The sequence below is a fragment of the Gottfriedia sp. OAE603 genome (genome assembly GCF_040543965.1).
GTDB lineage: Bacteria > Bacillota > Bacilli > Bacillales > Bacillaceae_G > Gottfriedia > Gottfriedia solisilvae.
In genome coordinates, this window is record NZ_JBEUNN010000001.1 from 926,540 (window position 1) to 952,957 (window position 26,418).

Consider the following 26,418-nt stretch of genomic DNA (forward strand, 5'->3'; position numbering starts at 1 on the left):
CCGTAATTACTAATTATGTAAAATTTTAATCAAGCATTTGTCTTTCTTTCCAATAAACAATACAATCAACTTAGATCATTATTATTGGAGGAAAGAAATGAATCGAAAAGTAATTGTAAATGTTTTTTCAGCTTTATCTATTTCGCTTCTTTTAGCAGGTTGCAGTAGCCATAAAACAGAAGTTAATAATGAAACAAGTCATAATGGTCATGAGAATCATGAAGAGCATAGTCAAATGAGTGATGTTCGTGAGCAAACAAAGAATAAGGAAACATTGCCTAGTTTTTTAGCAGTTAAAGAGCAGCAGATGCAACAAATCTATTTGCTTGCCGCACAAAACACTGATTTATTAAAAAATATTCCATGCTACTGTGGATGTGGAGATAGTGTTGGACATAAAAGTAATTTAGATTGTTTTATTAATGAGGTAAAAGCTGATGGTTCGGTTGTATGGGATAGTCATGCGACAACTTGTGTTAACTGTTTGGAAATTGCATTAGAATCAGCAACATTAAAACAAAAAGGTAAAACGAATTTAGAAATTCGAAAGTATATAGATGATAAATATAAAGACGGTTATGCGAAGCCAACTGATACGCCGATGCCTTCTTAAAAAAGAAACAGTGACTTTTATGTGAAAACATAAGGTCGCTTTTTTGTTTTCTGGGAATAGAAGTGTTCGTGTGTTTGCGATCCAGGATGCTCGCTTTCCATGGGGCGAGAGCTGAGTCTCCTCGGCAAGCCTGCGGGGTCTCACCCTTCCCGCTACTCCCATAGGAGTCTCGCACCTTCCACTCCAACTACTTTGAAGTAAAAGCAGCAGATGCAAAAGAAAATAATTTCAATATAAATTAAATTATCTCAGTTTATTCTTCATGATAATCGCTTTCGTGTGACAAGCACTAACCTCCTCGAAAATGTAGGCTGACTCCTGCAAGGTCTCAGCAAGCCCATAATTCTAGCAGGAGTCTAGCACATTTCGTTCAAACTAGTTTGTAATAAAGCCAATTCGCTTCCATAGAGAAGGAGCTGAGCCTCCAAATTATTTTTTCTAAAATTTTCTAAAAAATTTTTTGACATATATGAACGGATGCTCATATAATAAATGTATAGAAAACATATGAATGATTGCTCATGTATTCATAGGAGGAATAGAAATGATCGAGGAAAAGAAAAAGAAGGATGAGGTTTGTGATGAAAGTTGTCCGCAAACTGTTATGCATGAGGATACGATTCTGACTGTAAAAGAGAAGATGTTAAATATAGAAGTACTAACTGGTGTGGCTGATTTATTTAAAGTTTTAGGTGATAAAACTAGAACAAGAATTTTACATGCACTTAGTCAGTCTGAAATGTGTGTTTGTGATTTAGCTTATTTACTAGACATGACGCAATCTTCTATTTCACATCAATTACGAGTACTAAAACAAGCACATTTAGTAAAAAATCGTAAAGAAGGAAAAGTAGTTTATTATTCTTTAGCAGATAGCCATGTAACGGAGATTTTCAATCAAGCACTTGAACATATTTTAGAGGATTAATTAAAAGTGTTTGCTTTGGAGAGGGGTTGAAGGTAGTGAGTAAGGGGCAAAAACAAATAAATAGTGAATTAAAATTAGAAGGTTTAGATTGTGCAAATTGCGCAATGAAAATAGAGAAAGGCGTTTCCACTATCGATGGTGTAGATGCTGTATCAGTCAATTTTGCAACATTAACGATGACAATTACTTCAAGTGTGGAACACCAGGAAGAAGTGGTAAATGAAGCAAAAAATAAAATTCGAAATTTAGAACCGCATATAAATCCATTAACAAAAGAAGAAGTGGAATCAACAGCTACTAAGAATGAAAAATCAACGATGAATCCTGAAACGAAAAAATTAATCATGAAGCTTTGTGTTGGTGGGGTACTTCTACTTCTTGCTCAAATACTAAACCTACCTGACCTATTCACAATCGTACTTTTTGTAGCTGCTTATTTAATTGCTGGTGTAGATGTTGTCATTAAAGCCATTCGAAATATTTTTAAGGGGCAGGTTTTTGATGAGAATTTCTTAATGGGTGTTGCGACTATTGGTGCTTTTATTATTGGGGAATATCCAGAAGCAGTTGCCGTTATGTTGTTCTATCAATTAGGTGAGCTTTTCCAAAGTATAGCTGTTAATCGATCACGTAAATCAATTTCAAAGTTAATGGATATTCGACCAGATTATGCAAATGTAAAGATTGGTCACCACACAAGAAAAGTAACGCCAGAAGAAGTAAAAATCGGAGATACGATTGTAGTAAAACCAGGGGAAAGAATTCCATTAGATGGTCTTGTTCGTTCAGGCTCTACGAATGTCGATACTTCAGCATTAACGGGTGAGTCACTACCAAGAGAAGTAGCTGAAGGTGATGAAGTATTAAGTGGATTTATTAATTTGCAAGGTGTTTTAGAAATTGAAGTGACAAAAGAATTTAAGGAATCTACTGTTTCAAAAATTTTAGAGCTAGTTCAAAATGCGACAAACAAAAAAGCACCAACTGAAAACTTTATCACAAAATTTGCAAAGGTTTATACACCAATTGTCGTTATTACAGCTGCAATGATCGCAGTTATTCCACCATTTATCTTCTCGGGTGAATCTTTATATGATTGGGTATATAAAGCTTTAATCTTTTTAGTTATTTCATGTCCATGTGCGTTAGTTGTTTCAATACCGTTAGGGTTCTTCGGAGGAATCGGAGCAGCTTCAAAAGCAGGTGTATTAGTAAAAGGAAGCAATTATTTAGAAGCATTAAATGATGTGAAATATATTGTATTTGATAAAACTGGAACTTTAACAAAAGGGCAATTTCAAGTTAGTTCAATCTTACCAGCGAACGGAAAATCTAAGGAAGAATTACTTGAAATAGCAGCCTATGCAGAGTTCTTTTCTAATCATCCTATAGCACTGTCCATTCGAAATGCATATGGAAAAGAAATTGTAGCTGAAAAACTATCAAATTATCAAGAAATAGCGGGTCATGGTATATCGGTTACTTATCATACTGAAGAAATACTTGCTGGGAATGTAAAGTTGATGGAACGTAATCATATTTTATATATTCCAAATAAAGAGGCAGGAACAACAATTTACCTTGCAAAAAACAATCAGTTTATCGGTTCAATCATTATTTCGGATCAACTGAAGGTAGATGCGAAGAAAGCAATATCAGGACTTAAACAAATAGGTGTACAAAAAACAGTTATGCTTACTGGAGATTCTAAGTCGGTTGCAAATAAAGTAGGCAATTTGGTTGGTATTGATGAAATGTATGCTGAATTACTTCCGCATCAAAAAGTAGAACAACTAGAAAAGCTAGAAAGTAAGAAAGCAAAAAATGAAAAAATTGCATTTGTTGGTGATGGTATTAATGATGCACCAGTATTAGCAAGAGCCGATGTTGGAATTGCAATGGGTGGATTAGGCTCAGATGCAGCAATAGAGGCTGCAGATGTTGTGTTAATGTCAGATGAACCCTCTAAAATTGTGGACGCAATAAAAATTGCAAAGCGAACTAGAGCAATCGTTTGGCAAAATATTATGTTTGCACTTGCAGTAAAAGGCTTTTTCTTATTATTAGGTGTCATAGGAATCGCAACAATGTGGGAAGCTGTTATTTCTGATGTAGGTGTAACAGTATTAGCAGTTTTAAATTCAATGAGAATATTAAGAATGAAATAAAAAAAAGAACAAATCTAACATCTATTGTTAGATTTGTTCTTTTTATTTGTTACGCAGAACGTCTTCTTTTCTTAATAAAGATAAATATCAATATACCCAATCCTACTGCTAAGAGTGCATAGATGATATTTGAATACACATCCATATAAGATACGATTTTTTCCCATGATGAGCCAACTGAGGCTCCAACATTTACTAAAATTGTGTTCCATATTAGTGAACCAAGCGTAGTAAACAGTAAAAAGATCCAAAAATTCATACGTGACATGCCCGCTGGAATTGAGATTAAACTACGAATGAGCGGAATCAGTCTACAGAAAAATACAGTCCATACGCCATATTTTGTAAACCATTCATTAGCTTTATGAATATCTTTTTTTGTTAATCGGAGAATATGTCCCCACTTTTCTACAATTTTTTCGAGTTTTTGTACATCAAGTAATGTGCCAATACCAAAAAGTAATATTGCACCAAATACAGAGCCTAATGTTGAAAAGAAAATAACCCCTGTTTTCGTTAGAGTTGAAGTTGTTGTCATAAAACCACCAAAGGTTAGAATGACCTCAGAAGGTATTGGAGGAAATAAATTTTCAAGTGCTATTAAAAGAAAAATCCCCAAATATCCAAAAGATTCCATTGTTTCAATAATCCAATTTTGCATCATGTATACTCCTAGAAATAATTTACATTGTTAAATAGAGCAAATAAAGTCATCATAACATTGTGCAAAATATACTATGTAACTAGCATCCTTTGCAAGTTTTTTGAGGTTATCTTTTGGTAAAATAGATTGAGAGAACAATTTTAAAAGTATTGTAGGAATTAAACGGTATGAATGAAGAAAAGAGAAATGAAATTGAACCTTTATCTTTCTTCCTTACTTTGCGCTGAGTACACTAAGTTACATAAGCAAAAATATTGATGCGAAATATGTTTAAAAACACCAGAGGAATTATGCAAGGTAATCGAGAATTAAGTAAAATCAGTATAGAGAATAGGTGGTTAAAATGTCAGTTAATTATGAAGTAATGAATGAAGTTCCAAGTGCAGAGGAATATGTAGCTTTGAGAGTATTAGCTGGGTTAAGTCCAAAGGATATAAAAGCTTCCGAGATTGGCTTAAGAAATTCAATTTATGCTGTGACGATTAGAAATCAATCTACATTAATCGGCATGGGAAGAATCATTGGAGATGGCGGCTGTTTTTATCAAATCGTAGATATAGCTGTAGATCCCGTCTACCAAGGTCAAGGACTTGGTAAAAGAATCATGACTGAGCTAACTAATTTTCTAGAAAACCAGGTCCCAAAAGGTGCTTATGTTAGCTTAATAGCTGATGTACCAGCTGATAAATTATATGAGAAATTTGGGTTCAATTATACTTCACCAAAATCAGTAGGAATGTATAGGACTTTTTAAAGTTTTATTTATAGAATCTGGGGGGAACGCGAATGTTTAAGATTCAAATTGATGCAAATCTTTCTATCAACTTATTAACACCAAAATATGCAGAAACGCTTGTAGAGTCTCTTATAAAAAATCAATCTGTATTAAAAGAATGGTTGATATGGGCAGAAACAATCCCATCGATAGAAGAATATCAAAAAACAATTATACCAATGTGGTTGCAGAAGTTTGCTGACAATAACGGTTTTGAAACAGGTATCTTTTTTCAAAACGAATTAATTGGGATGGTTGGATTACATTATATTGATCAAACAAATAAAGCGACAGAAATAGGGTATTGGTTAAGCAATACGATGCAAGGTAAAGGGATTATGACTCGTGTTGTGGAGTATTTAGTTTCATATTGTTTTGATGAGTTAAATCTAAATCGCGTTGTCATTAGAGCAGCAGTTGAAAATCAAAAGAGTCGAGCAATCCCACAACGCCTTGGTTTTAAAAAGGAAGGAATTCTTCGTGAGGCTCAACAAATAAGAGGATGCTCTTATGATTTAGCGATATACAGTATGTTAAAAGATGAATGGAAACCTAATAAATAAATGTTATGCGTTAGCTCTAATTGCTAGCGTTTCTTTTTGGACTTTTTTAAGCTAGAGGAGGAATAAGATATGAAAAACTATGAATATATACTTTTTGATTTAGATGGAACACTAACAGACCCAAAAGAAGGAATCATAAATTCAATAGAGTATGCATTACGAAAAATGGGGAAACAGGAAATACAAGAATTAGAGCTTTTAACATTTATCGGGCCACCTATACAACATTCATTTTCTGAAGTATGTGGGATGAATGAAGATGAAGTAGATAGAGCAGTGCATTTTTATCGCGAGTATTTTACGGAAAATGGTATGATTGAAAATAAAGTTTATAGTGGAATCCCCAAGTTGCTACATGAATTAAAAGAAGCTGGAAAAAAGCTATTTGTAGCGACTTCTAAGCCAACTGTATTTGCGAACGAAATTTTAAAGTTTTTTCAATTAGATTATTATTTTATAGATATTGTTGGAAGCAATCTTGATGGTTCTAGAATCGATAAAAAAGAAATCATTGAATGGATTTATCAAGAGTATTTGCAATTTTTAGATGGGGAAGTTGTAATGGTGGGCGATCGCTCTCATGACATTATTGGAGCAAATTTAAATGGGATAGAATCAATCGGTGTAACGTATGGCTAAGGATCAAAGGAAGAATTAGAAGAGGTTAAAGCTAGTTACGTTGTTGGTACAGTCGAAGAGTTAAGAACGATTTTGCGACTAGAAAGTACTGCTAGGGTTTAGTAAGAAGAGGAGGAATGATTTTGAATACAAAAAAAGTTCATTACGCGTGGATCATTCTAATTGTTACTTTTTTATCTGTAATTGTAGCGGCAGTAACGAATACCATGTCAGGTGTGATGATGATTCCTTTCGAGGAAGAATTCGGTTGGAGTAGGGCATCAATATCTGGTGCATTCGCTATCTGTATTACCCTTGTAGGATTTTCAGGTCCATTTGTTGCAGGACTATTTCAAAAATTTACTGTTCGAAAAGTATTGTTAATTGGAATGGGAACATTATTATTAGCTTTATTGTTAACAACTTTCATGACCCAAATTTGGCATTTATATATCATATGGGGTGTAATCATTGGCTTGAGTGCTGGTGCATTTTTAACTGTACTTAATACATATGTTGCAACAACTTGGTTTGAAGAAAAACGTGGTTTAGCTCTAGGACTTTTAACATCAAGTTCAGCAGCTGGGCAACTTGTATTTTTACCATTGTTAGCATATGTGGTAGGAAACTTTTCATGGAGAAGTGCTATATTAACAATTTTTGTATTTGGTTTAATCATCTATTTATGTATTTGGATCTTTATGAAGAATGATCCTGCAGATGTAGGTGTATTACCGTTTGGTGCAAAAGAAAGTAACAAATTAAACGTAAATCGTGTTAACCCAATTAAAGCAGCATTTGATGGTTTAAAACTTGGCGTAAAATCTAAAGTATTTTGGTTACTAGCTGGTAGCTTTTTTATCTGTGGATTTTCAACGAGTGGACTAATTGGAACACATTTTATCTCACTTTGTATCGGCTATGGTTATAAAGAAGTTACGGCGGCAAGTTTATTAGCATTTATGGGGATTTTTAATATTATTGGTACAACACTTTCAGGTTACTTCTCAGATCGACTCGACAATCGATGGTTACTATTTTGGTACTATGGTTTAAGAGGATTGTCCTTACTTGTCTTACCGTTTGCTTTATCTACAAATTCTGTCTTCTATTTAGCAGCTTTTGCAATATTTTATGGTCTTGACTGGATTCCTACAGTACCACCTACCATTAAATTAGCGACAGATCATTTTGGGAAGGATAAAGTTGGTGTCATCTATGGTTGGATTTATTCGGCACATCAATTAGGTGCTGGTGCGGCAGCATATGGTGGTGGCCTTGTTTATTCATGGTTTAATGCATATCAATCAATCTTTTTTGCTGCGGGTATTTTCTGTATCATTGCGACATTATTTGTTTTAAACATCAAAAGAAAGACTGTTATAGACCAAAATTTATCTGCTTAATGTTTATTAAAAGGGGAAGCAAATGACTTATTTAAATAAAATTACAAAAGAGAAATATCGTATCATGAAGGATAAGAATTGTTATTGGGAAGGTAAAATAAAAAAAATAGTAAGTAATGAAAAATTGGAATATAACAATCTAACACGATTTACATATGGTGGAAATATTGTTTTTAGTGTCGACGGAAAGCTTGTCATTAAACTATTCCCTGCATATGTGAATGATGAATTTATAAAAGAAAAGGCAGTACTAGAACATTTAAACCAGCAACAACTTTCTGTAGAAATTCCAAAAATACATTCAACCGGAGAATTTGAGGGTTGGAATTACATCATCATGACCGAACTCAAAGGTACTTTATTAATTGATATTTTTGATATCTTATCTATTGAGGAAAAAGCACAAATCGCTAAAGATTTAGGGGAACTGATCAAAGAGGTTCATTCCGCAACTATTACTAGTGATCATAATGAACAAACAGCCTGGAATCATTTTATGAATGCGCAGTATGAAAATTTAGCCAAACATCATAAACAGAATGAATTAAATGAACATTTTCAAAATCAACTGTCTGAATATGTCAAATTAGAAACGTTAAAGAGCTCAAATCAGCTTTTCTTACTAACAGGTGAGTATACGCCGTTTAACTTAATCATGAATAAAGAAAATGGTATGTGGAAATTTACTGGTTTAATTGATTTTGCTGATTGTTTTGTAGGTAATTCAAAATATGATTTACTCGGTCCAATCGCTTTTATGTTTTATCCGAACAAAGGCTTAAATCGAATGTTTTTAGAAAGCTACGGTTATAAACCTGAAGAGTTAAACGATGGATTTCAAAAGGAATTACTGACATATTTATTACTTCATCGCTTTAGCAATATTTCCTACTATCAACAAAAATCTGAATCTGCAAAGAATGCACAATGCTTTGAAGAGCTTGAAAAGATTATCTTTAATTTTGAAGTTTAACGAGAAAATGAATCAGTTGTTCAAATAAATAAACGCACATGAAAGAGCCTTCAAGTAGATGAGGGCTCTTTTTTTTCTTTATGATAATGCGATCATAAAAGGATATAATTCTGCTGTCATTACTTTTAATTTAATTGCAGGGTCGTTATTCATGATTTCTTCAGCTTGTTCTCTGTTTTCTGTATGTAAAATGACAATGCCAAATTCTGCTTGTGCTGTTCTACCGGCTAATAAAACTGTTTTTTCATTGTTTAAATTTTGGAGATATAAAAAATGCTCTGAAACAATACCTCTTTCTGCTTCGGTTGAATCGTGTAAAAAGGTTGAACGGGTTGGCTTTAACACATAAATATAGTTTTCCAAGTGAACTCACATCCAATCGTGTTATATTACTAATAATATAGCATGTATTATTTGAGTTTTGTGAATATTAGGAGGAGACCAGCTGATGAAGAAATTAATATTAGAAAAACTGAAACAAATAGAAGTTGAACATAATGTGAAGGTTTTATTTGCTGTTGAATCAGGTAGTAGGGCATGGGGATTTCTTTCGAAAGATAGTGATTTTGATGTTAGGTTTGTATATGTACATGAAAAGGATTGGTATGTAAGTATTGATCAAAAGCGTGATGTTATTGAGTATCCGATAAATGAGATGCTTGATATTAGTGGTTGGGACGTTCGGAAAGCATTACAATTATTTGCAAAGTCAAATCCTGCATTACTAGAGTGGCTTAGATCGCCAATTGTTTATTATGATCAACTCACACTTTCAGAGGATTTACGTAGTATTGGAAATGAGATTCTTTCTAAGAAAGCTTGTATTTACCATTATCTTCATATGGCGAGAGGAAATTACCGAGATTATTTGCAGCATGAAGAAGTGAAAATTAAGAAATACTTTTATGTATTACGTCCTTTACTAGCATGTATGTGGATTGAAACATTTCAAGAAATTCCACCGATTTTATTTGATGATTTATTAAAAATCGATGGGTTGGATGAATTATTTTTAAAGGAAGTAATGGCGTTATTAGAGCGTAAGAAACAAGGTGAAGAGCTAGATTTAGAACCTAGAAAAAAAGTATTAAATGATTTTATTGAAGACAAGCTTACATATTTCGAGGATTATGTAAAGGGAATTAATGAATCAAATACAATGGATATAGAACATTTAAATAAGCTATTCCGAAAAACACTTGATCAGTCTTGGGCCAAATAGGAATATTCTATTGCCATATTGGGGAAAATTTCTTTGTATTTTAACAAATATTTGAAAATCAAAATGCATTGGAGTGTGAATGGATTGGCAAATCTAGAAGGACTATTAAATCAACAACTTGCAAACTGGAATGTACTTTACGTGAAACTACATAATTATCATTGGTACGTTAAAGGCCCAAACTTTTTTACTTTACATGAAAAATTTGAATTGTATTATGACGAAGCAAAGGTCATGGTAGACGAATTGGGTGAACGAATATTAACGATTGGTGCAAAGCCTATAGCTACGATTCGTGAATATTTAGAAACAGCGACAATCAAAGAAGGTAATCATACATTTTCAGCAGAAGAAATGGTTGCAGATTTAATTAAAGATTATGAAAAAATAGTACAAGAATCTAGAGATGTTATTTCTGTAGCTGAAGAAAGTAATGATGAAGAGACAGCAGACTTATTCTTAGGTAAAATCGCTGAAATTGAAAAAATGCTGTGGATGCTCAAGTCTTTTCTTAATAAATGAATAAATATTAATTTAGATGGATTGGAACACAAAAAGTGTTTACCAACCCATCTTTTTTTATTTGTAAAATATGCTTTTAAATCGTGTGATTATAGTGTTAATTCGTTATTATAAAAGGTTTTTTTAATTTATTCGAAAGAATCATTTTGAAAAAATGAAAAAATAGGTAAAAAATAAATTGTATAATTATTTATAGTTAAGTATAATTATACATTATATAAAACTGGTTAGATTCCAATAAGGGGAGATGTTTAGATGAATAAGGCTTTAGCAGAAACTCATGTTAAAAAGAATAGCTTTAAACAAAAGTCTTCGTGGAGTATATCAAAAAATAATTATAGTCCAGTAGATTGGTCTAATTTTAAGGACAAAGATTTTCTTACGATCAGTCAATTTTCTTCTAGTGAATTATTATTCCTGATTGAGAAAGCATTAGAATTTAAAAATATGCAAAAGTCTGGAAAATTAATGCCTTATTTAAAAAATAAAGTGTTAGGGATGATTTTTGAAAAAAGTTCGACTAGAACACGATTGTCATTTGAAATTGCAATGAAGCAATTAGGCGGAGATGCAATATTTATGAGCAGTAAAGATTTACAGATTGGTAGAGGAGAAAGTGTGCATGATACTGCTAAAGTTATGTCGCGCTATGTTGATGGTGTAATGATTAGAGCATATTCTCATGAGATGGTCGCAGAATTTGCTGAGCATGCTTCTATTCCGGTAATCAATGGGTTAACAGATTTACATCATCCGGCACAAATTATGGCTGATTTATTAACAATTTTAGAACATAAAGGTAGATTAAAAGGCTTGAAGATTAGTTATATCGGAGATGGAAATAACAATGTATGTCATTCATTAATTGAAGGCTCTGCCAAATTAGGAATTCATTTGACGATTTCATGTCCGCCTGGATATGAGCCGAATAAAGTGGTTTTGCAGTCTATGAAGCATGTGGCAAAAACGACTGGAAGTTTAATAGAGATAGTGAATAATCCAGTGGATGGCGTAAAAGATGCAGATGTTGTTGTCACAGATGTTTGGACCAGTATGGGTCAAGAAGAAGAAACAGAAAAGCGACTGAAGATTTTTAGTTCATATCAAGTTAATGATCAACTTTTGGAAAATGCAAAAAATGATTATTTATTTATGCATTGCCTTCCTGCCCATAGAGGTGAAGAAGTAACTGCTTCAGTAATTGATGGAAAGCATTCTGTCGTATTTGATGAAGCTGAAAATCGTTTACATGCTCAAAAGGCAATATTGGTTGCTTTAATGGGTTCTGACTTGTAATTACATTTTGAGGGGGAAAAGAAAATGGAAAAAGAAAAAATAGTTTTAGCATATTCAGGTGGATTAGATACATCAGTTTGTATTAAATGGTTACAGGATAAATATCAGTACGATGTAATTGCCCTATGTTTAGATTTAGGAGAAGGAAAAGATGTAGAATTCGTACGACACAAAGCATTAGATTTAGGTGCTATTAAATCCTATATGATTGATGCAAAAGAGCTGTTTGCGTCAGATTATCTGTTACCAGCATTAAAAGCCAATGCATTATATGAAGGAAAGTACCCTTTATCGTCTGCCTTATCTAGACCATTAATCGCCAAGTTATTAGTGGATGTTGCAAAACAAGAGGGGGCAGTAGCAGTAGCACATGGATGTACTGGTAAAGGTAATGATCAAGTGCGATTTGAAGTTTCTGTAATGGCTTTAGACCCAACATTAAAGGTCGTTGCACCAGTAAGAGAATGGGGAATGACTCGAGACGAAGAAATTGAATATGCAAATGAAAATGGCGTGCCAATTCCAGTAGATTTAGACAATCCTTTTTCAATTGATGCAAATATTTGGGGAAGAGCATGTGAGGCAGGTGTACTTGAAAATCCATGGAATGAAGCACCAGAGGAAGCTTTTGCATGGACGAATAGTATAGAGCAATCACCAGATTCACCCGAATATGTAGAGATTGAATTTGAAAAAGGAAAGCCAGTTGCGTTAAACGGTCATTCATTAGATTTAGTAAGTTTAATTGAAGAGTTAAATCATATAGGTGGAAAGCACGGGGTTGGAAGAATCGATCATATCGAAAATAGATTAGTAGGAATAAAATCTCGTGAAGTATATGAAAATCCAGCTGCTCTTATTTTAATTAATGCCCATAAAGAGTTAGAGTTTCTTACACTACCTCGTGAAGTAACAAATTTTAAAGTTAATATTGAACAACAGTTTTCAAAATCACTTTACGATGGTTTATGGTATTCACCTTTAATGCAGGCATTAGATGCATTTATTAATACAACTCAAGAAACTGTTAGTGGTACTGTACGCGTTAAATTGTATAAAGGAAATCATAACGTAGTTGGTAGAAAGTCAGATTACAGTTTATATAATGAAGAACTTGCAACATATTCAAAAGGAGATCTTTTTGATCATCAAGCAGCAATCGGTTTTATTAAGCTTTGGGGCTTACCGACAAAAGTATTTAGTGAAGTAACAAATCAAAAAGCAGTTTTCGTAAAATAATCGTATTAGGGAGGCCATCATGTCTAAGCTTTGGAGTGGGCGTTTTACAAAGGATACAAATAAGTTAGTTGAAGAATTTACAGCTTCAATTCAATTTGATCAAGTCATGGCAAGTGAAGATATCGCAGGAAGTATTGCACACGCTACGATGCTTGGTGAATGTGGAATTATTGATGAGAGCGATGCTGAGTTAATTATTAAAGGATTAAATAAATTATTAGTTAAAATTGAAAATAACGACGTACAATTTAGTGTTGAGAATGAAGATATACACATGAATATTGAGAGTATGTTAATTGATGAAATCGGACCTGTTGGAGGGAAATTGCATACTGGTCGTAGTCGAAATGATCAAGTTGCGACAGATATGCATTTATACTTACGAAATAAAACTGAGTTGATTATCGGATTAATCGAAAACGTGCAATCTTTCATTGTAAAAAAGGCTAAACAGCATGTGCATACAATTATGCCTGGATATACTCATCTTCAACGTGCTCAACCAGTATCATTTGCACATCATCTTCTAGCATATTTTTGGATGCTTGAACGAGATAAGGGGCGTTATAAAGATAGTTTAAAACGCATCAATATATCACCTTTAGGAGCGGGAGCTTTAGCCGGTACAACATTTCCAATTAATCGTAAGCGAACTGCTGATTTACTAGGGTTCTCTGATATTTATTTAAACAGTTTAGATGCTGTTAGTGATCGTGATTTCATTGTAGAGTTCCTTTCGCATTCAGCTCTATTAATGTCACATATTTCTAGGTTATCAGAGGAACTAGTTATTTGGTCTAGTCAAGAATTCCAATTTGTTGAGCTTGACGATGCATTTTGTACCGGTTCTAGTATCATGCCTCAAAAGAAAAATCCTGATGTTCCCGAATTATTACGTGGAAAGACAGGGCGAGTATATGGAAGCTTGATGGGCTTATTAACAGTCTTAAAAGCGTTACCGTTAGCCTATAACAAAGATATGCAGGAAGATAAAGAAGGTATGTTTGATACAGTTTATACAGTTGAAGGATCTTTACAACTACTATCGGGCATTATTGAATCAATGAAAGTAAATGAAAGCAAGATGTATGAGGCTGTACAAAAGGATTACTCTAATGCAACTGATCTTGCAGATTACTTAGTACGAAAAAATATTCCATTTCGACAAGCTCATGAAATTGTAGGAAAAACAGTGCTTTATGCAATAGAAGAACAGAAATTTCTTGGGGAATTAACAATCCAAGAATACAAACAAATTAACAATGTATTTGAGTCAGATATTTATGATGCTTTACATCCAAAAACAGTTATGGAAGCAAGAATTAGCGAAGGTGGTACTTCTTCTAAAGAGGTATTAAACCAACTATTTATAGCTGAAGAAAGTTTAAAAATGTCTTAATGTTTGTTATAATTAAAAATTCTTGGAACGTCCAATTTTTGGGCGTTTTTTATATGGATTCATCGAAAATTATGATTTCTTTTTCCTTCATTCATAATTTTCGATAAAATATGCAAATACTATAAATAGTTTCTAATAAAAGGTAGGTATATTATGAGTGGACAAGTGAGAAATAGCATTTTTAAGGCTTCCGAAGGTATTGCCCATGCAGTCTTTGTGATGATTGGGATTGGTTCATTAATTGAAAGTATTGGTAAAATTTTTCATATTGAATCGTTTGCTATTATCGGTTTATCAACAAAGCTTTTAATGGCTCCAGCAATTGGGGCAGGTATTGCAGTTCTATTAGGGGCAAATACTTTAATCATCTTTTCAGCTATGGCTGCAGCGTTAATAGGATCAGGCGCATTAACAATGGTTGATACAGCAATGACCATTAAAATGGGTGAACCAATAGGTGCTTTACTTGCTGCATTAGTTGCAATTTATCTTGGGAAGTTAATACAAGGAAGAACGAAATTAGATTTGATGATAGTTCCATTATTTTCAATTCTTATAGCAGGTTTAATTGGTTTATCCTTATCCAAATGGATTTCTCCAATATTAGTCACTGCAGGGAATTTTATTAAAGAATCAACTGAAGGATCTCCAATTGTTTCATCAATCGTACTAGCAGTTGTTTGGGGGATTTTAATCGTATCTCCTGCTTCTTCAGCTGCATTAGCCATTGCGCTAAATTTAGATGGCATTGCAGGAGGAGCAGCCTTAGCAGGAACGGCAGCACAGTTTGTAGGGTTAGCTGTGATCTCAGCAAGGGAAAATGAACCTGGAAGTATTCTCGGTTTATTGATCATAACGCCTAAGCTACAACTGCCTAATGTAACACGAAATCTTAAAATACTCATACCAACAATGGTAGCAAGTGCTGTTGCGGGACCAGTATCTGCATTTCTATTTCATATTGAAGCGCCAAAAGAAATTGCAGGTCTAGGATTATGCGCATTAGTAGCACCAATGAATTTACTATCAACCCACGGGACGGCAAGTATCATACCAATGATTGTTACATACATTTTAGTTCCAGGTATCGTATCTTATATCGTATATATCCTGTTAAAACAAATGAATATGATAAAAGATGGAGAATTGAAAATTAATTAGCAAAAAAGAGTATCTAAGGATACTCTTTTTTTGTCGGAGCTGAACAGTCGCCTCCACATTTCAGTATGTCTAGTTCCGGCTCCTAGCTCCTCGAGGTCATAAGCCAAGGCCCAATAAAGGTTAAAGAGCAACCTTTACCGGTCCTCGTCTTATGCTTGTCGGAGCTGAACAGTCGCCTCCACATTTCAGTATGTCTAGTTCCGGCTCCTAGCTCCTCGAGGTCATAAGCCGAAGCCCAACGAAGGTTAAAAAGCAACCTTCATCGTTCTTCGTCTTATGCTTGTCGGAGCTGAACAGTCGCCTCCACATTTCAGTATGTCTAGTTCCGGCTCCTAGCTCCTCGAGGTCATAAGCCAAGGCCCAATAAAGGTTAAAGAGCAACCTTTACCGGTCCTCGTCTTATGCTTGTCGGAGCTGAACAGTCGCCTCCACATTTCTGGCTATTTATCCATAAAAAACAGTTTTAGTCCTATTCCTGTGAAGATGGCTCCTTGGGATAGGTTGATGATGCGGGATGATTTTTCGTTTTGTAGTAGTTTTTCGCCTAGGCTTCCTGCGAATATTGCAATGATTGAGAAGACGATTAGTGTCAGGATCATAAATGTTAATCCTAGGACGATCATTTGTAGTGGGACTGATATCCCATTTTTTTCAATGAATTGTGGTAAGAATGCTAGGAAGAATAATGAAACTTTTGGGTTTAATACATTCATTAAAAATCCACGACGGTAAAGTGCTGGTAAAGTTTGTTTTTTAGGTTTTGCAAATTCACCAACTTCATTACTTGATCGAAATGCTTGGTATGCTAAGTATAGTAAATAAAATGCACCTAAGTATTTTAAGATGGAAAAGGCGATATTGGATTGATATAAAATAGCAGAAAGTCCAATTGAAGCGGCCAATGTATGAATTGTTACGCCAGAACAGAGTCCGAATGCTGTGGCTATACCTTCTTTTTTTCCATATGAAATACTTTGTGCCATTACGAATATATTGTCAGGTCCTGGTGCAATGATGAGTAATAAAGATACGCCAATAAAAGATAGATAAATAGTTAAATCCAATATGAAACCTCCTTAAGAAATAGATTGATAGATTTTTTTATTCTACTTCATTCTTTAACTTCCTTCAATGATCATAATTATACAAGCAAGCAACTTGAGTAGATTATTAGAGAAATCTTTTATTATCTTATGTTATCTGTTGTGAATTAGAAATAAGAAGTAGTAAACTTTGGTAGAAGATAGTATATATATTGTTTAATGAAGGGAGATACTGTAATGACTGAAAAAGAAAAAATGATAAATGGTGAATTGTATCTTGCTGGTGATGCAGAGCTAGTAAAAGAGCGTGAAATCGCAAGGCGTTTAACACGTGAGTTTAATACAACTACTGAGACTGAAAGCAGTAAGAGAGAGTCAATTTTAAAACAATTATTCGGATCAACAGGTGAAAGTTTATATATTGAACCTACTTTCCGTTGTGATTATGGATACAATATTCATGTTGGCCAAAATTTTTACGCTAACTTCGATTGCGTTATTTTAGATGTTTGTCCAGTTAATATAGGTGAAAATTGTTTTATGGCACCTGGTGTACATATTTATACTGCAACTCATCCTCTAGATCCTATTGAACGTGCAAGTGGAGTAGAGTTTGGTAAACCTGTAACTATTGGTAATAATGTTTGGCTAGGTGGTCGAGCAATTATTAATCCAGGTGTTGCGATTGGAGATAATGTTGTAGTTGCTTCAGGTGCGGTTGTAACGAAAGATGTACCTAACAATGTAGTAGTTGGCGGCAATCCTGCAAGAGTACTAAAAGAGATAAAATAAAAAAAGAAGAGAATTTAATTCTCTTCTTTTTTATTTACTCCTTATTCGAAACTTTTTATGAACTATGAAAAAAGGTATTTTGTAGTTTTATGGAGAAATATAATACGTGTCATTTTCTTTTTATAGAAGAAGTTACTTATTGATCCAACCTTTCGGATTAGGCATTTCCCTGAATATTTGATTCAAATTTCACAAAATGTTCAAAAAGTTAGGTTGAACACTATTCCGAAGTTCTGGAATTTCCGAGAATTCGGAACGTAATCGATGAAGTTTTCCGGTTTTTCGGAAACTCTTTTAAACTAAAATGTTTGAATATTAGAAATTTACTTGATATAGCTAGTAATATAGATTTCTATCATTCCAAATATAACTTGGCACACTACTTGCTAATATAATGTTAGATAGTATTTTTCTAGGAAAGGAGAAATAGATCTAACAAAACCTATATACCAGGTTAATTATTAGTAAATGTAAGCGTTAACAAAAATGCCGATATGTTTGTATTAAAGGGAGGGTATTATGGAAATTTTAATTATTTTATTATCTTTAGGACTTTTAATGTTTGTGGCGTATCGTGGTTTTTCTGTTATTTTATTCGCGCCAATTTGTGCTTTATTCGCTGTATTATTAACAGAGCCGAGTTATGTTCTGCCATTCTTTAGTAATATCTTTATGGAAAAAATGGTTGGCTTTATTAAACTGTACTTCCCTGTATTCTTACTTGGAGCTATTTTCGGTAAGATTGTTGAAATGTCTGGGATTGCAGAATCTATTGCGAAAACAATTATCAATGTAGTTGGAGCAAAGAGAGCGATTTTAGCAATCGTATTAATGGGTGCAATTTTAACATATAGTGGTGTTAGTTTATTCGTAGCAGTATTTGCAATTTATCCTTTCGCTGCTAATTTATTCCGTGAGGCAAATATTCCTAAACGTTTAATTCCTGGAACAATTGCACTTGGTGCTTTTACTTTTACAATGGATGCTTTACCTGGTACACCTCAAATTCAAAACGTCATTCCTACTACATTTTTTAAGACAGATATTTATGCGGCTCCAATTTTAGGGATTCTTGGAGGGATTTTTGTTATCACAATAGGCATGTGGTATTTAGAATCTCGACGTAAAAAAGCTGAAAAAGCTGGTGAAGGGTACTTAGGTTTTAATGGGGAGCTTGCTGCTGCAAACGAACCACAGGTAAACAATGAAGAAGCGACATCTTTAACGACAAATACATCTACAATATTAAGTCAAGTGTTAGCATTTGTACCATTATTATTAGTTGGTATTTCAAATAAGTTTTTTGTTACGTCATTTCCAAAATGGTATCCAAATGGGTTTGATTTCAAATCAATCGGATTAGAAGCATTTGGAGTAGTTCAAATTCCAGCAGTTGTTGGTATTTGGTCAGTTGAATGTGCATTAATTATCGGTATTTTTTCAGCAATGATTTATGGTTTCAAACGAATCCGTAAAAATCTTCAAACAGGTATTAATGCAAGTATCGGTGGCGCATTATTAGCGGCAATGAACACTGGAGCGGAATATGGTTTTGGTGGAGTAATTGCAGCATTACCAGGCTTTGGGGTAGTAAGTAAAGGAATCTCAACAACATTTACTGATCCACTAGTAAATGGAGCTGTAACAACGACTACGCTAGCTGGTATTACAGGTTCAGCATCTGGAGGTATGGGAATTGCTTTAAGTGCAATGTCAGAAAAGTACGTTGAAGCAATTAATAAATTTAATATTCCACCTGAAGTAATGCATCGTGTTATCTCAATGTCATCTGGTGGTATGGATACATTACCTCATAATGGTGCTGTTATTACATTACTAGCTGTAACTGGATTAACTCATCGCCAGTCATATAAAGATATTTTTGCTATTACAATAATAAAAACAGTTGCAGTATTCTTTGTCATCGCAGTATTTAAACTAACAGGGCTTTATTAAAATCTATTCTATTAATCTTACTTTTGAAGGGAGCAGTATTATGAGCAAGAATAAGGTTATTACATCAATTGAAGAGGTAGCAGCAAATATTCAAGATGGAGCTACGATTATTGTTGGTGGTTTTGGGTTATGTGGTATTCCAGAGAAAATGATTTTAGCGTTAAGAGACAAGGGAACAAAAGACTTAACGATCGTTAGTAATAATTGTGGTGTAGATGATTGGGGTCTAGGACTTTTACTTGCAAATAAACAGATTAAAAAAATGATTTCTTCATATGTTGGTGAGAATAAAATTTTTGAAAAGCAGTTTTTAAGTGGAGAGCTTGAAGTAGAACTGGTACCACAAGGAACGCTTGCAGAACGTATACGAGCTGGTGGTGCAGGTATTCCTGGTTTTTACACAGCTACTGGAGTAGGCACACCAATTGCTGAAGGAAAAGAACATAAAGTATTTAATGGAAAAACATATATTTTAGAAGAAGGTATTACGGGAGACTATGCATTTGTAAAAGCATGGAAAGGTGATAAACAAGGAAATCTAGTTTTTAGAAAAACTGCTCGTAATTTTAATCCTCTTGCAGCGATGGCTGGAAAAATTACAATTGCTGAGGTTGAAGAATTAGTTGAAACAGGGGATTTAAATCCTGATGAAATTCATACACCTAGTATTTATGTACAACATGTGTTTCATGGTCAGACATATGAAAAAAGAATTGAACGCAGAATGACAACTGGAGTATAGGAGGGGCTAAACATGAAAGATATTCGTCAATTAATCATTCAAACTGCTGTAAAAGAAATTCAAGATGGCATGTACGTTAATCTAGGAATTGGTCTACCAACATTATTAGCTAACTATCTCCCAGAAGGCATTGAAGTAATGCTTCAATCTGAAAACGGTTTATTAGGAATTGGACCTTATCCAACTGAAGCTGAAATTGATGCCGATTTAATTAATGCAGGAAAAGAAACAGTAACTGCTACTAGAGGTGCTTCATATTTTGATAGTGCTGAATCATTTGCAATGATCAGAGGTGGTCATATTGACTTGGCTATTTTAGGAGGCATGGAAGTCTCTGAAACTGGTGATCTAGCAAACTGGATGATTCCTGGGAAAATGGTAAAAGGTATGGGTGGTGCCATGGACTTAGTAAATGGTGCAAAGAAAATTGTTGTAGTCATGGAGCATGTTAATAAGTACGGTGAGAGCAAAGTGAAGAAAGCTTGTACATTACCTTTAACAGGTAAGAGTGTTGTTCATAGATTAATTACTGAATTAGCAGTATTCGATTTTACTGACAAAGGTATGGTTTTAGTAGAGTGCGTTGGTGAAGCAACAATTCAGGAAATCCGTGAAAAAACTGAAGCAGCATTTATCGTTAGCCCTCAGTTATTAAACAATGTGAACTAAGGGTGAAAGGAGAATGAAAAATGCAACACATGCTTTCACAAAAGGTCGCATTAATTACTGGAGCCGGTAGTGGAATTGGTTTTGAAATTGCCAAAACATTTGCCGAGCAAGGTGCAACAGTAATATTAACAGATTTGAATGAAAAGAATGTTCAAAATGCATCAAACGAATTAAAGGAATTAGGTTTTGATGCCACTGCTTACGCATGTGATGTGACAAATGAAGAGCAAGTAAAAGAGGTATTCGATAAAGTAATAAAGCAATATGGAGAACTTCATATTTTAATCAATAATGCTGGATTACAATACGTTTCCTCGATTGAGGATTTTCCAACTGAGAAATTTGAATTGCTATTAAAAGTCATGTTAACAGCACCATTTATTGGCATTAAGCATGCTTTTCCGATTATGAAAAAACAAAATTATGGTCGAATTATTAATATGTCATCTATTAATGGACTGATCGGCTTTGCAGGAAAAGCAGCATATAACTCTGCAAAACATGGTGTGATTGGATTAACGAAGGTTGCAGCTTTAGAAGGAGCAGAGCATGGAATTACAGTGAATGCAATCTGCCCGGGATATGTTGATACGCCATTAGTTCAAAATCAATTAGCTGATTTAGCAAAAACTAGAAATGTTCCATTAGAAAGTGTCATTGAAGAAGTCATTTATCCATTAGTTCCACAAAAGCGTTTATTGTCAGTACAAGAAATTGCAAATTATACAGTATTTCTTGCAAGTCAATATACGAGTGGTATAACGGGTCAAGCGAGTGTAATCGATGGAGGATATACAGTACAGTAAAGATTGAAAAGTAGGGAAGTAAGGAAAAGAGTAAGGAAAACGTAAAGTTAGGGGAAATAGTTGTATCAGTCTAAGACTATTATTTCCTTTCCTACTCTATATCCTGTTTTTCCCTCTTTATTTTTTCTGATTATTTTCAATATTTAAGTTATAATGGAGGTAGCATGAAATTTTACTTGATTTAAAAAGTGGGGGAAACACGAATGAATAAAATGCTCCAATGCCTACCATTTAATTGGATTCAAGAAATAGTTAATTTAGCTGCCGAATGGATTGTAGTCGTTGATCGTGACGGAAAAGTACTCTATATGAACGAATCATATTGTAAATTTGTTGATAGAGATCCTGATGAAGTAATTGGTATGGATGTTCAAGATGTAATTGAGAATTCACGAATGCATTTTGTAGCGAAAAACAGGGCAGGCTGAAGTAGCAGAAATTCATCCGATAAAAAATACAGAAATGGTAGCGAATCGATATCCATTATTTATAGATAATGAATTAGTCGGTGCAGTTGGAACTGTCATGTTTAGAAATGCACAAGATTGGCTAGAGTATTCTAAAAAGGTAGAACCTCTTATCGAAGAATTAAATTATTATAAAAAAAGATTCGAGAAAGAATTAGTAAGTAAATATAGTTTTAGCCAATTAATAGGGTCAACTCCATCTTTTCATGCGGCAAAACAATTAGCTGAAAAAGTTTCGGCGAGTTCATCTGCCATTCTATTATTTGGAGAATCTGGTACAGGAAAAGAATTATTTGCTCATGCAATTCACGATGCTAGTCCAAGAAGACTATTTCCTTTTGTAAGAGTTAATTGTGCTTCAATACCGGAACATTTATTAGAATCAGAGCTTTTTGGTTATGAAGAAGGTGCATTTACAGGTGCAAAACGTGGTGGGAAAAAAGGGAAATTTGAAGTAGCAAATAGAGGGACAATTTTTCTTGATGAAATAGGAGATATGTCCTTACATATGCAAAGTAAGTTACTTCGAGTTCTTCAAGAAAAAGAAATTGAACGTGTGGGTGGAAATTCACCGATTTCCATTGATGTTCGCGTCATTGCAGCTACTCATCGAAACCTAGAAGATATGGTTGTATTAAAAGAATTTCGCCAAGATTTATATTACAGATTAAATGTGATTAAAGTAGATATTCCACCATTACGTGAACGAATTCAAGATATTCCTTTAATTGCCAATGCCTTATTAAAAAAGCTAGAAAGAAAGTTTCATAGACATGGAATACAAATTTCTAATGAGTTTTTTCAAATTTTAAAGTCTCATCATTGGCCGGGAAATGTTAGAGAGCTAGAAAATGTGATGGAAAGATGTGTAAATGTTTTAACTGGTAATGTCATTACACCTGAGCAATTACCTCTTTACCTATACGAAAATCCATCAAGTAAAACCTTATTAAGTCATGATCCATCACAATACATAAAAAGTGATATGAAATTAACAAAGTCATTAAAAGAATTAATTGAGGAAACAGAACGAAATGCAGTAATACAAGCATTAGTTGAAGCAAATGGTAATAAAATAGAGGCTGCTAAACTATTAGATATTAGCAAATCAACCTTTTATGAAAAAATTAAGTACTATAACATTCATAGAAATGAAATTGATGAATACATTAAAAACTAATTAAATTAGGGGGATTAAAAGATGGAAGAAAAAGTTGTAATTGTAAGCGCTGTCAGAACGGCGATTGGAAATTTTAATGGATCTTTAAAAGATATATCTGCTGTCGAATTAGGAGCTAAGGTAATTGCAGAAGCACTTAATCGAGCAGGTATTCAAGGACATCAAGTTGATGAAGTAATTATGGGGAATGTATTACAATCTGGCTTAGGTCAAAATCCAGCAAGGCAAGCCGCAATTAAAGCAGGATTACCTCAATCTGTCTCAGCTATGACAATCAATAAAGTATGTGGGTCTGGATTAAAAACTATTCACCTAGCAACACAAGCAATCTTAGCTGGAGATGCTGACATTATCGTTGCAGGTGGAATGGAAAATATGAGTCAGGCACCTTACTTGCTTCAAGGAGCAAGAGAAGGTTATAAAATGGGACATCAAAAAGTAGTAGACAGTATGATTTCAGATGGGTTATGGTGTGCATTTAATGATTATCATATGGGAATTACTGCTGAGAATTTAGCAAACCAATATGAGATTTCTAGAGAAGCGCAAGACCAATTTGCAATTCATAGCCAGCAAAAAGCTGAACAAGCAATTAAAAACGGTAACTTTGTTGAAGAAATTGTTGCAGTTGAAATTCCACAAAGAAAGAAAGATCCTATTATCTTCAAAGAAGATGAGTATCCAAAATTTGGATCATCATTTGAGAAAATATCAACATTAAGACCGGCATTTGATAAAAATGGTACAGTTACTGCAGCAAATGCTTCCGGAATAAACGACGGTGCTTCTGCTGTTGTGGTCATGAGTGAGAAAAAAGCAAAAGAGCTAGGAATCGTGCCACTTGTAAAAATAAGTGCTAATAGTAGTGCGGGTGTCGATCCAAGCATTATGGGAATTGGTGCAGCATTTGCGGCTAAAAAAGTAATTGAAAAATCAAATATCGAATTAAGTGAAATTGGTTTAATTGAAGCGAATGAAGCGTTTGCTGCACAATCACTTTCAGTAATGAAAGAATGTGGCTTTGATGAGAATATTGTGAATGTAAATGGTGGTGCAATTGCATTAGGTCATCCAATCGGGGCAAGTGGAACAAGAATATTGGTTTCTTTAATTCATGAAATGAAGAGAAGAGAAACTAGATATGGTCTTGCAACACTTTGTATTGGCGGTGGCCAAGGGGTAGCTACAATCATTGAAAATTGCTTTGAATAAAATTTGATCATCTAATTAACTGTAAAAGAGCCATTTGGCTCTTTTTTCATTACTTTCCAAGTTTTAGTTCATACTATAAAAAAGGACGGTAAAGGTTGTGCAAAAGTGTATTCAAATGCAATAATTATTTTTATTTATTCTGTATTTGGGTTTCTAATATTTCTTTACTTATATAAAAATTTAATAAAATATTTTGAAAAAAGTAAGAAATATATCGGTCATGGCTTTAAAATACTTATTTTATACTTACTATTATTAATATGTACTTGGATTAGTTCATTGAAAGCAGCAAAAGAGATTTTCCCCTTATTAGATGAAGAGGGAATTGAGTATAAGCTAATAGTAGGGATGGTTATTTTTCTAATTATCGTTTTGAATACGATTTGGATTATTATAAATCTCTATGTCATTAATAAGCTTCCGCAATATACAGGATATATAAAATCAATTATATTTGGCTTATTTTTTATTTCATTGATCGTAGTGACTTCTGTTTTAATTTATGGAAATATATATCAGGATTATAATATTTACTATAAGGACATAGATCCATTACATCATCATGGGATATTTAAAGGCAATGAAAGAGTATTTGGGATAACGAATCTTTTGTACTTTAGTAGCATTGTCATATTTACAATCGGAATTGATGATGTGGCTATTATAGGTGCAGGTTTAAAGTGGATTGTTATGAGTGAAATGTTTCTTTCTTACTTACTGATGAGTATTTTCGTACCATGTTTTTTAGTGCTATTAGATCCTAAGGATATAAAAAAGAAAAAACAAAAAAAGAAAAAATCTTAAGAGAAACTGTCAAATTTTGACAGTTTTTTTATTTTGTAGTGGTATGATGAAAATAGTAGTAACATCATGTTAGAGAGGGGATTATAAGATGAGACAAGCCTTTAAATTTAGTTTGACTACTATTTGCAGTACGTTACTATTATCTTCTCTATTTATGACAGATATTGGTAGAGTAGGTTTTAAGATTGATAGAACGGCATTTGCAGCTGGAAATACTACAACAAAAAAAGCTCAAAAACCGATCACGATCACTTTAGCAGGGGATATCATGTTTGAGGGGAAAATTAAATCACAGATCAATAAATATGGAGTTGACTATCCTTTCAAATATGTTAGTCCATATTTTAAACAGTCTGACCTTACATATGTAAACTTAGAAACAAGTATCTCAAAAAGAGGAAAGGCAGAAAATAAACAATTTACATTTCGTGCAGATCCTTCAATTGTCAAAGGAATTAAAAATTCAGGTATTGATATTGTTTCACTAGCAAACAATCATTCTCTTGATTTTGGAAAAACAGCTTTGATGGACACAATTGATTATGCTAAGAAAGCTAATATTAGTACAGTTGGAGCTGGTAAAAATACGAAGGAAGCTTTTTCTGCCCAATATCGAACGATTAATGGAAAGAAAGTAGCTATTCTCGGGTTTAGTAGAGTATTACCTGAAGCTTCTTGGTTTGCATCAACTAATAATGCTGGTATTGCTTCTGCATATACAACAAATCCTATGATGCAATATGTAAAAACTGCTGTAAAATATTCGGATTATACAATCATTATGATTCACTGGAATAAGGAAAGAAAAGATTATCCAGAGGATTATGCTAGACAACTAGGAAAACAATTTATTGATGCCGGAGTAGATGCAGTTATTGGAGGTCATAGTCATACACTCATGGGAACAGAGATGTATAAAGGGGCACCTATTTATTACAGCCTAGGTAACTTTATATTTGATGGCGCAAATGATCAAAAGGGCCAAGAAAGTATGATCGTTAAACTGACGCTAGAAAATAATAAAGTAAAAAGTTCTATTATTCCTTTAAAAATAACGAATGGTATTCCGCGACCAGTAAACAATTCATATAATCAAACGATTATTAATAAATTAAATAAGATTTCCTATAATACGAAATTTACATCAAATGGTACTTTGACAAATAAGTAATAGATAGTAGTTGTAATTAGTCTGTTCAT

At 33.6% G+C, this 26,418-nt stretch carries 26 protein-coding genes and 1 pseudogene; 24 read left to right on the top strand and 3 right to left on the bottom strand.

The window, feature by feature from the left end; genetic code table 11:
- The first annotated feature begins 97 nt into the window (after window positions 1-97).
- The 3 genes from ABID96_RS04650 to ABID96_RS04660 all read left to right on the top strand — a co-directional run bounded on the left by ABID96_RS04650 (window position 98) and on the right by ABID96_RS04660 (window position 3,709).
- Complete coding sequence (locus tag ABID96_RS04650) at window positions 98-613, top strand: PCYCGC motif-containing (lipo)protein (protein WP_192601034.1); 516 nt, start codon at window positions 98-100, stop codon at window positions 611-613.
- Window positions 614-1,157: 544 nt separating this feature from the next.
- The gene (locus ABID96_RS04655; RefSeq protein ID WP_192601035.1) at window positions 1,158-1,541 is read left to right on the top strand and encodes an ArsR/SmtB family transcription factor; all 384 of its coding nucleotides are present in this window, start codon (window positions 1,158-1,160) and stop codon (window positions 1,539-1,541) included.
- A gap of 26 nt (window positions 1,542-1,567) precedes the next feature.
- Window positions 1,568-3,709 (top strand): heavy metal translocating P-type ATPase, encoded by a 2,142-nt coding sequence (locus tag ABID96_RS04660; protein WP_483300558.1) that lies wholly within the window; start codon window positions 1,568-1,570, stop codon window positions 3,707-3,709.
- Between the two features lie 49 nt (window positions 3,710-3,758).
- Here ABID96_RS04660 and ABID96_RS04665 read toward each other — a convergent pair whose 3' ends face one another.
- Window positions 3,759-4,370, bottom strand: a complete 612-nt coding sequence (locus tag ABID96_RS04665; RefSeq protein WP_192601037.1) for a DedA family protein — start codon at window positions 4,368-4,370, stop codon at window positions 3,759-3,761.
- 346 nt (window positions 4,371-4,716) lie between these two features.
- On the opposite strand from ABID96_RS04665, the gene ABID96_RS04670 reads away from it, so the two are divergent.
- The 5 genes and pseudogenes from ABID96_RS04670 (at window position 4,717) to ABID96_RS04690 (ending at window position 8,708) form a co-directional block, all read left to right on the top strand.
- The gene (locus tag ABID96_RS04670; RefSeq protein ID WP_192601038.1) at window positions 4,717-5,127 is read left to right on the top strand and encodes a GNAT family N-acetyltransferase; all 411 of its coding nucleotides are present in this window, start codon (window positions 4,717-4,719) and stop codon (window positions 5,125-5,127) included.
- Between the two features lie 32 nt (window positions 5,128-5,159).
- Window positions 5,160-5,711: a GNAT family N-acetyltransferase gene (locus ABID96_RS04675; RefSeq protein WP_192601039.1), complete on the top strand. Its 552-nt coding sequence runs from the start codon at window positions 5,160-5,162 to the stop codon at window positions 5,709-5,711.
- A gap of 69 nt (window positions 5,712-5,780) precedes the next feature.
- Window positions 5,781-6,452 (top strand): annotated as a pseudogene (locus tag ABID96_RS04680) (HAD hydrolase-like protein).
- A 14-nt stretch (window positions 6,453-6,466) separates the two neighbouring features.
- Complete coding sequence (locus ABID96_RS04685; protein WP_192601040.1) at window positions 6,467-7,735, top strand: MFS transporter; 1,269 nt, start codon at window positions 6,467-6,469, stop codon at window positions 7,733-7,735.
- A 22-nt stretch (window positions 7,736-7,757) separates the two neighbouring features.
- Window positions 7,758-8,708 carry an aminoglycoside phosphotransferase family protein gene (locus ABID96_RS04690; RefSeq protein ID WP_192601041.1) on the top strand — a complete coding sequence of 317 codons (951 nt, stop codon included), beginning with the start codon at window positions 7,758-7,760 and terminating at the stop codon, window positions 8,706-8,708.
- Between the two features lie 78 nt (window positions 8,709-8,786).
- Here the strand turns inward: ABID96_RS04690 and ABID96_RS04695 are convergent, their stop codons facing one another.
- Window positions 8,787-9,071 carry a YciI family protein gene (locus ABID96_RS04695; protein ID WP_192601042.1) on the bottom strand — a complete coding sequence of 95 codons (285 nt, stop codon included), beginning with the start codon at window positions 9,069-9,071 and terminating at the stop codon, window positions 8,787-8,789.
- An 85-nt stretch (window positions 9,072-9,156) separates the two neighbouring features.
- Here ABID96_RS04695 and ABID96_RS04700 point away from each other — a divergent pair, with 85 nt between their 5' ends.
- From ABID96_RS04700 to ABID96_RS04725, 6 genes are all read left to right on the top strand, one after another.
- Window positions 9,157-9,930: a nucleotidyltransferase domain-containing protein gene (locus tag ABID96_RS04700; protein ID WP_192601043.1), complete on the top strand. Its 774-nt coding sequence runs from the start codon at window positions 9,157-9,159 to the stop codon at window positions 9,928-9,930.
- Window positions 9,931-10,005: 75 nt separating this feature from the next.
- Window positions 10,006-10,452 carry a Dps family protein gene (locus ABID96_RS04705; RefSeq protein WP_235821457.1) on the top strand — a complete coding sequence of 149 codons (447 nt, stop codon included), beginning with the start codon at window positions 10,006-10,008 and terminating at the stop codon, window positions 10,450-10,452.
- A 255-nt stretch (window positions 10,453-10,707) separates the two neighbouring features.
- Window positions 10,708-11,748: an ornithine carbamoyltransferase gene (argF, locus tag ABID96_RS04710; RefSeq protein WP_192601044.1), complete on the top strand. Its 1,041-nt coding sequence runs from the start codon at window positions 10,708-10,710 to the stop codon at window positions 11,746-11,748.
- 24 nt (window positions 11,749-11,772) lie between these two features.
- Complete coding sequence (locus tag ABID96_RS04715; RefSeq protein WP_192601045.1) at window positions 11,773-12,987, top strand: argininosuccinate synthase; 1,215 nt, start codon at window positions 11,773-11,775, stop codon at window positions 12,985-12,987.
- Between the two features lie 19 nt (window positions 12,988-13,006).
- On the top strand, window positions 13,007-14,386 hold the full coding sequence (gene argH, locus ABID96_RS04720; RefSeq protein ID WP_192601046.1) for an argininosuccinate lyase: 1,380 nt from the start codon (window positions 13,007-13,009) through the stop codon (window positions 14,384-14,386).
- A 153-nt stretch (window positions 14,387-14,539) separates the two neighbouring features.
- Window positions 14,540-15,547 (top strand): PTS sugar transporter subunit IIC, encoded by a 1,008-nt coding sequence (locus tag ABID96_RS04725; protein ID WP_192601047.1) that lies wholly within the window; start codon window positions 14,540-14,542, stop codon window positions 15,545-15,547.
- A gap of 440 nt (window positions 15,548-15,987) precedes the next feature.
- On the opposite strand, the gene ABID96_RS04730 is transcribed toward ABID96_RS04725, so the two are convergent.
- Complete coding sequence (locus tag ABID96_RS04730; protein ID WP_192601048.1) at window positions 15,988-16,611, bottom strand: LysE family translocator; 624 nt, start codon at window positions 16,609-16,611, stop codon at window positions 15,988-15,990.
- 216 nt (window positions 16,612-16,827) lie between these two features.
- On the opposite strand from ABID96_RS04730, the gene ABID96_RS04735 reads away from it, so the two are divergent.
- The 10 genes from ABID96_RS04735 (at window position 16,828) to ABID96_RS04780 (ending at window position 26,389) form a co-directional block, all read left to right on the top strand.
- A complete protein-coding gene (locus ABID96_RS04735) occupies window positions 16,828-17,382 on the top strand; it encodes a maltose acetyltransferase domain-containing protein (protein WP_377896688.1) in 555 nt (184 codons plus the stop codon).
- A 519-nt stretch (window positions 17,383-17,901) separates the two neighbouring features.
- Complete coding sequence (locus tag ABID96_RS04740; RefSeq protein WP_192601050.1) at window positions 17,902-19,338, top strand: GntP family permease; 1,437 nt, start codon at window positions 17,902-17,904, stop codon at window positions 19,336-19,338.
- 40 nt (window positions 19,339-19,378) lie between these two features.
- Window positions 19,379-20,080: a CoA transferase subunit A gene (locus tag ABID96_RS04745; protein ID WP_087999881.1), complete on the top strand. Its 702-nt coding sequence runs from the start codon at window positions 19,379-19,381 to the stop codon at window positions 20,078-20,080.
- A gap of 12 nt (window positions 20,081-20,092) precedes the next feature.
- A complete protein-coding gene (locus ABID96_RS04750) occupies window positions 20,093-20,749 on the top strand; it encodes a 3-oxoacid CoA-transferase subunit B (RefSeq protein WP_192601051.1) in 657 nt (218 codons plus the stop codon).
- A gap of 29 nt (window positions 20,750-20,778) precedes the next feature.
- A complete protein-coding gene (locus ABID96_RS04755) occupies window positions 20,779-21,555 on the top strand; it encodes a 3-hydroxybutyrate dehydrogenase (RefSeq protein WP_192602016.1) in 777 nt (258 codons plus the stop codon).
- Between the two features lie 203 nt (window positions 21,556-21,758).
- Window positions 21,759-21,983, top strand: coding sequence for a PAS domain-containing protein (locus ABID96_RS04760; RefSeq protein ID WP_377896689.1), 225 nt, complete (start codon window positions 21,759-21,761; stop codon window positions 21,981-21,983).
- A gap of 34 nt (window positions 21,984-22,017) precedes the next feature.
- On the top strand, window positions 22,018-23,202 hold the full coding sequence (locus tag ABID96_RS04765) for a sigma-54 interaction domain-containing protein (protein ID WP_377896690.1): 1,185 nt from the start codon (window positions 22,018-22,020) through the stop codon (window positions 23,200-23,202).
- A gap of 21 nt (window positions 23,203-23,223) precedes the next feature.
- Complete coding sequence (locus tag ABID96_RS04770) at window positions 23,224-24,414, top strand: acetyl-CoA C-acetyltransferase (protein WP_192601053.1); 1,191 nt, start codon at window positions 23,224-23,226, stop codon at window positions 24,412-24,414.
- A 105-nt stretch (window positions 24,415-24,519) separates the two neighbouring features.
- Window positions 24,520-25,218, top strand: a complete 699-nt coding sequence (locus ABID96_RS04775; RefSeq protein ID WP_377896691.1) for a hypothetical protein — start codon at window positions 24,520-24,522, stop codon at window positions 25,216-25,218.
- Between the two features lie 88 nt (window positions 25,219-25,306).
- A complete protein-coding gene (locus ABID96_RS04780) occupies window positions 25,307-26,389 on the top strand; it encodes a CapA family protein (RefSeq protein ID WP_192601055.1) in 1,083 nt (360 codons plus the stop codon).
- Window positions 26,390-26,418: the final 29 nt, after the last annotated feature.

Excerpts from the sequence above, each read along its gene's own strand:
- ABID96_RS04760 (WP_377896689.1), top strand. The coding sequence starts at position 21,759 with ATGAATAAAATGCTCCAATGCCTACCATTTAATTGGATTCAAGAAATA.
- ABID96_RS04685 (WP_192601040.1), top strand. The coding sequence starts at position 6,467 with ATGATTTTGAATACAAAAAAAGTTCATTACGCGTGGATCATTCTAATT.
- ABID96_RS04770 (WP_192601053.1), top strand. The coding sequence starts at position 23,224 with ATGGAAGAAAAAGTTGTAATTGTAAGCGCTGTCAGAACGGCGATTGGA.
- ABID96_RS04745 (WP_087999881.1), top strand. The coding sequence starts at position 19,379 with ATGAGCAAGAATAAGGTTATTACATCAATTGAAGAGGTAGCAGCAAAT.
- argH (WP_192601046.1), top strand. The coding sequence starts at position 13,007 with ATGTCTAAGCTTTGGAGTGGGCGTTTTACAAAGGATACAAATAAGTTA.
- ABID96_RS04750 (WP_192601051.1), top strand. The coding sequence starts at position 20,093 with ATGAAAGATATTCGTCAATTAATCATTCAAACTGCTGTAAAAGAAATT.
- ABID96_RS04665 (WP_192601037.1), bottom strand. The coding sequence starts at position 4,370 with ATGCAAAATTGGATTATTGAAACAATGGAATCTTTTGGATATTTGGGG.
- ABID96_RS04650 (WP_192601034.1), top strand. The coding sequence starts at position 98 with ATGAATCGAAAAGTAATTGTAAATGTTTTTTCAGCTTTATCTATTTCG.
- ABID96_RS04700 (WP_192601043.1), top strand. The coding sequence starts at position 9,157 with ATGAAGAAATTAATATTAGAAAAACTGAAACAAATAGAAGTTGAACAT.
- ABID96_RS04725 (WP_192601047.1), top strand. The coding sequence starts at position 14,540 with ATGAGTGGACAAGTGAGAAATAGCATTTTTAAGGCTTCCGAAGGTATT.
- ABID96_RS04715 (WP_192601045.1), top strand. The coding sequence starts at position 11,773 with ATGGAAAAAGAAAAAATAGTTTTAGCATATTCAGGTGGATTAGATACA.
- ABID96_RS04675 (WP_192601039.1), top strand. The coding sequence starts at position 5,160 with ATGTTTAAGATTCAAATTGATGCAAATCTTTCTATCAACTTATTAACA.
- argF (WP_192601044.1), top strand. The coding sequence starts at position 10,708 with ATGAATAAGGCTTTAGCAGAAACTCATGTTAAAAAGAATAGCTTTAAA.
- ABID96_RS04780 (WP_192601055.1), top strand. The coding sequence starts at position 25,307 with ATGAGACAAGCCTTTAAATTTAGTTTGACTACTATTTGCAGTACGTTA.
- ABID96_RS04670 (WP_192601038.1), top strand. The coding sequence starts at position 4,717 with ATGTCAGTTAATTATGAAGTAATGAATGAAGTTCCAAGTGCAGAGGAA.
- ABID96_RS04655 (WP_192601035.1), top strand. The coding sequence starts at position 1,158 with ATGATCGAGGAAAAGAAAAAGAAGGATGAGGTTTGTGATGAAAGTTGT.
- ABID96_RS04755 (WP_192602016.1), top strand. The coding sequence starts at position 20,779 with ATGCTTTCACAAAAGGTCGCATTAATTACTGGAGCCGGTAGTGGAATT.
- ABID96_RS04690 (WP_192601041.1), top strand. The coding sequence starts at position 7,758 with ATGACTTATTTAAATAAAATTACAAAAGAGAAATATCGTATCATGAAG.
- ABID96_RS04765 (WP_377896690.1), top strand. The coding sequence starts at position 22,018 with ATGGTAGCGAATCGATATCCATTATTTATAGATAATGAATTAGTCGGT.
- ABID96_RS04735 (WP_377896688.1), top strand. The coding sequence starts at position 16,828 with ATGACTGAAAAAGAAAAAATGATAAATGGTGAATTGTATCTTGCTGGT.
- ABID96_RS04740 (WP_192601050.1), top strand. The coding sequence starts at position 17,902 with ATGGAAATTTTAATTATTTTATTATCTTTAGGACTTTTAATGTTTGTG.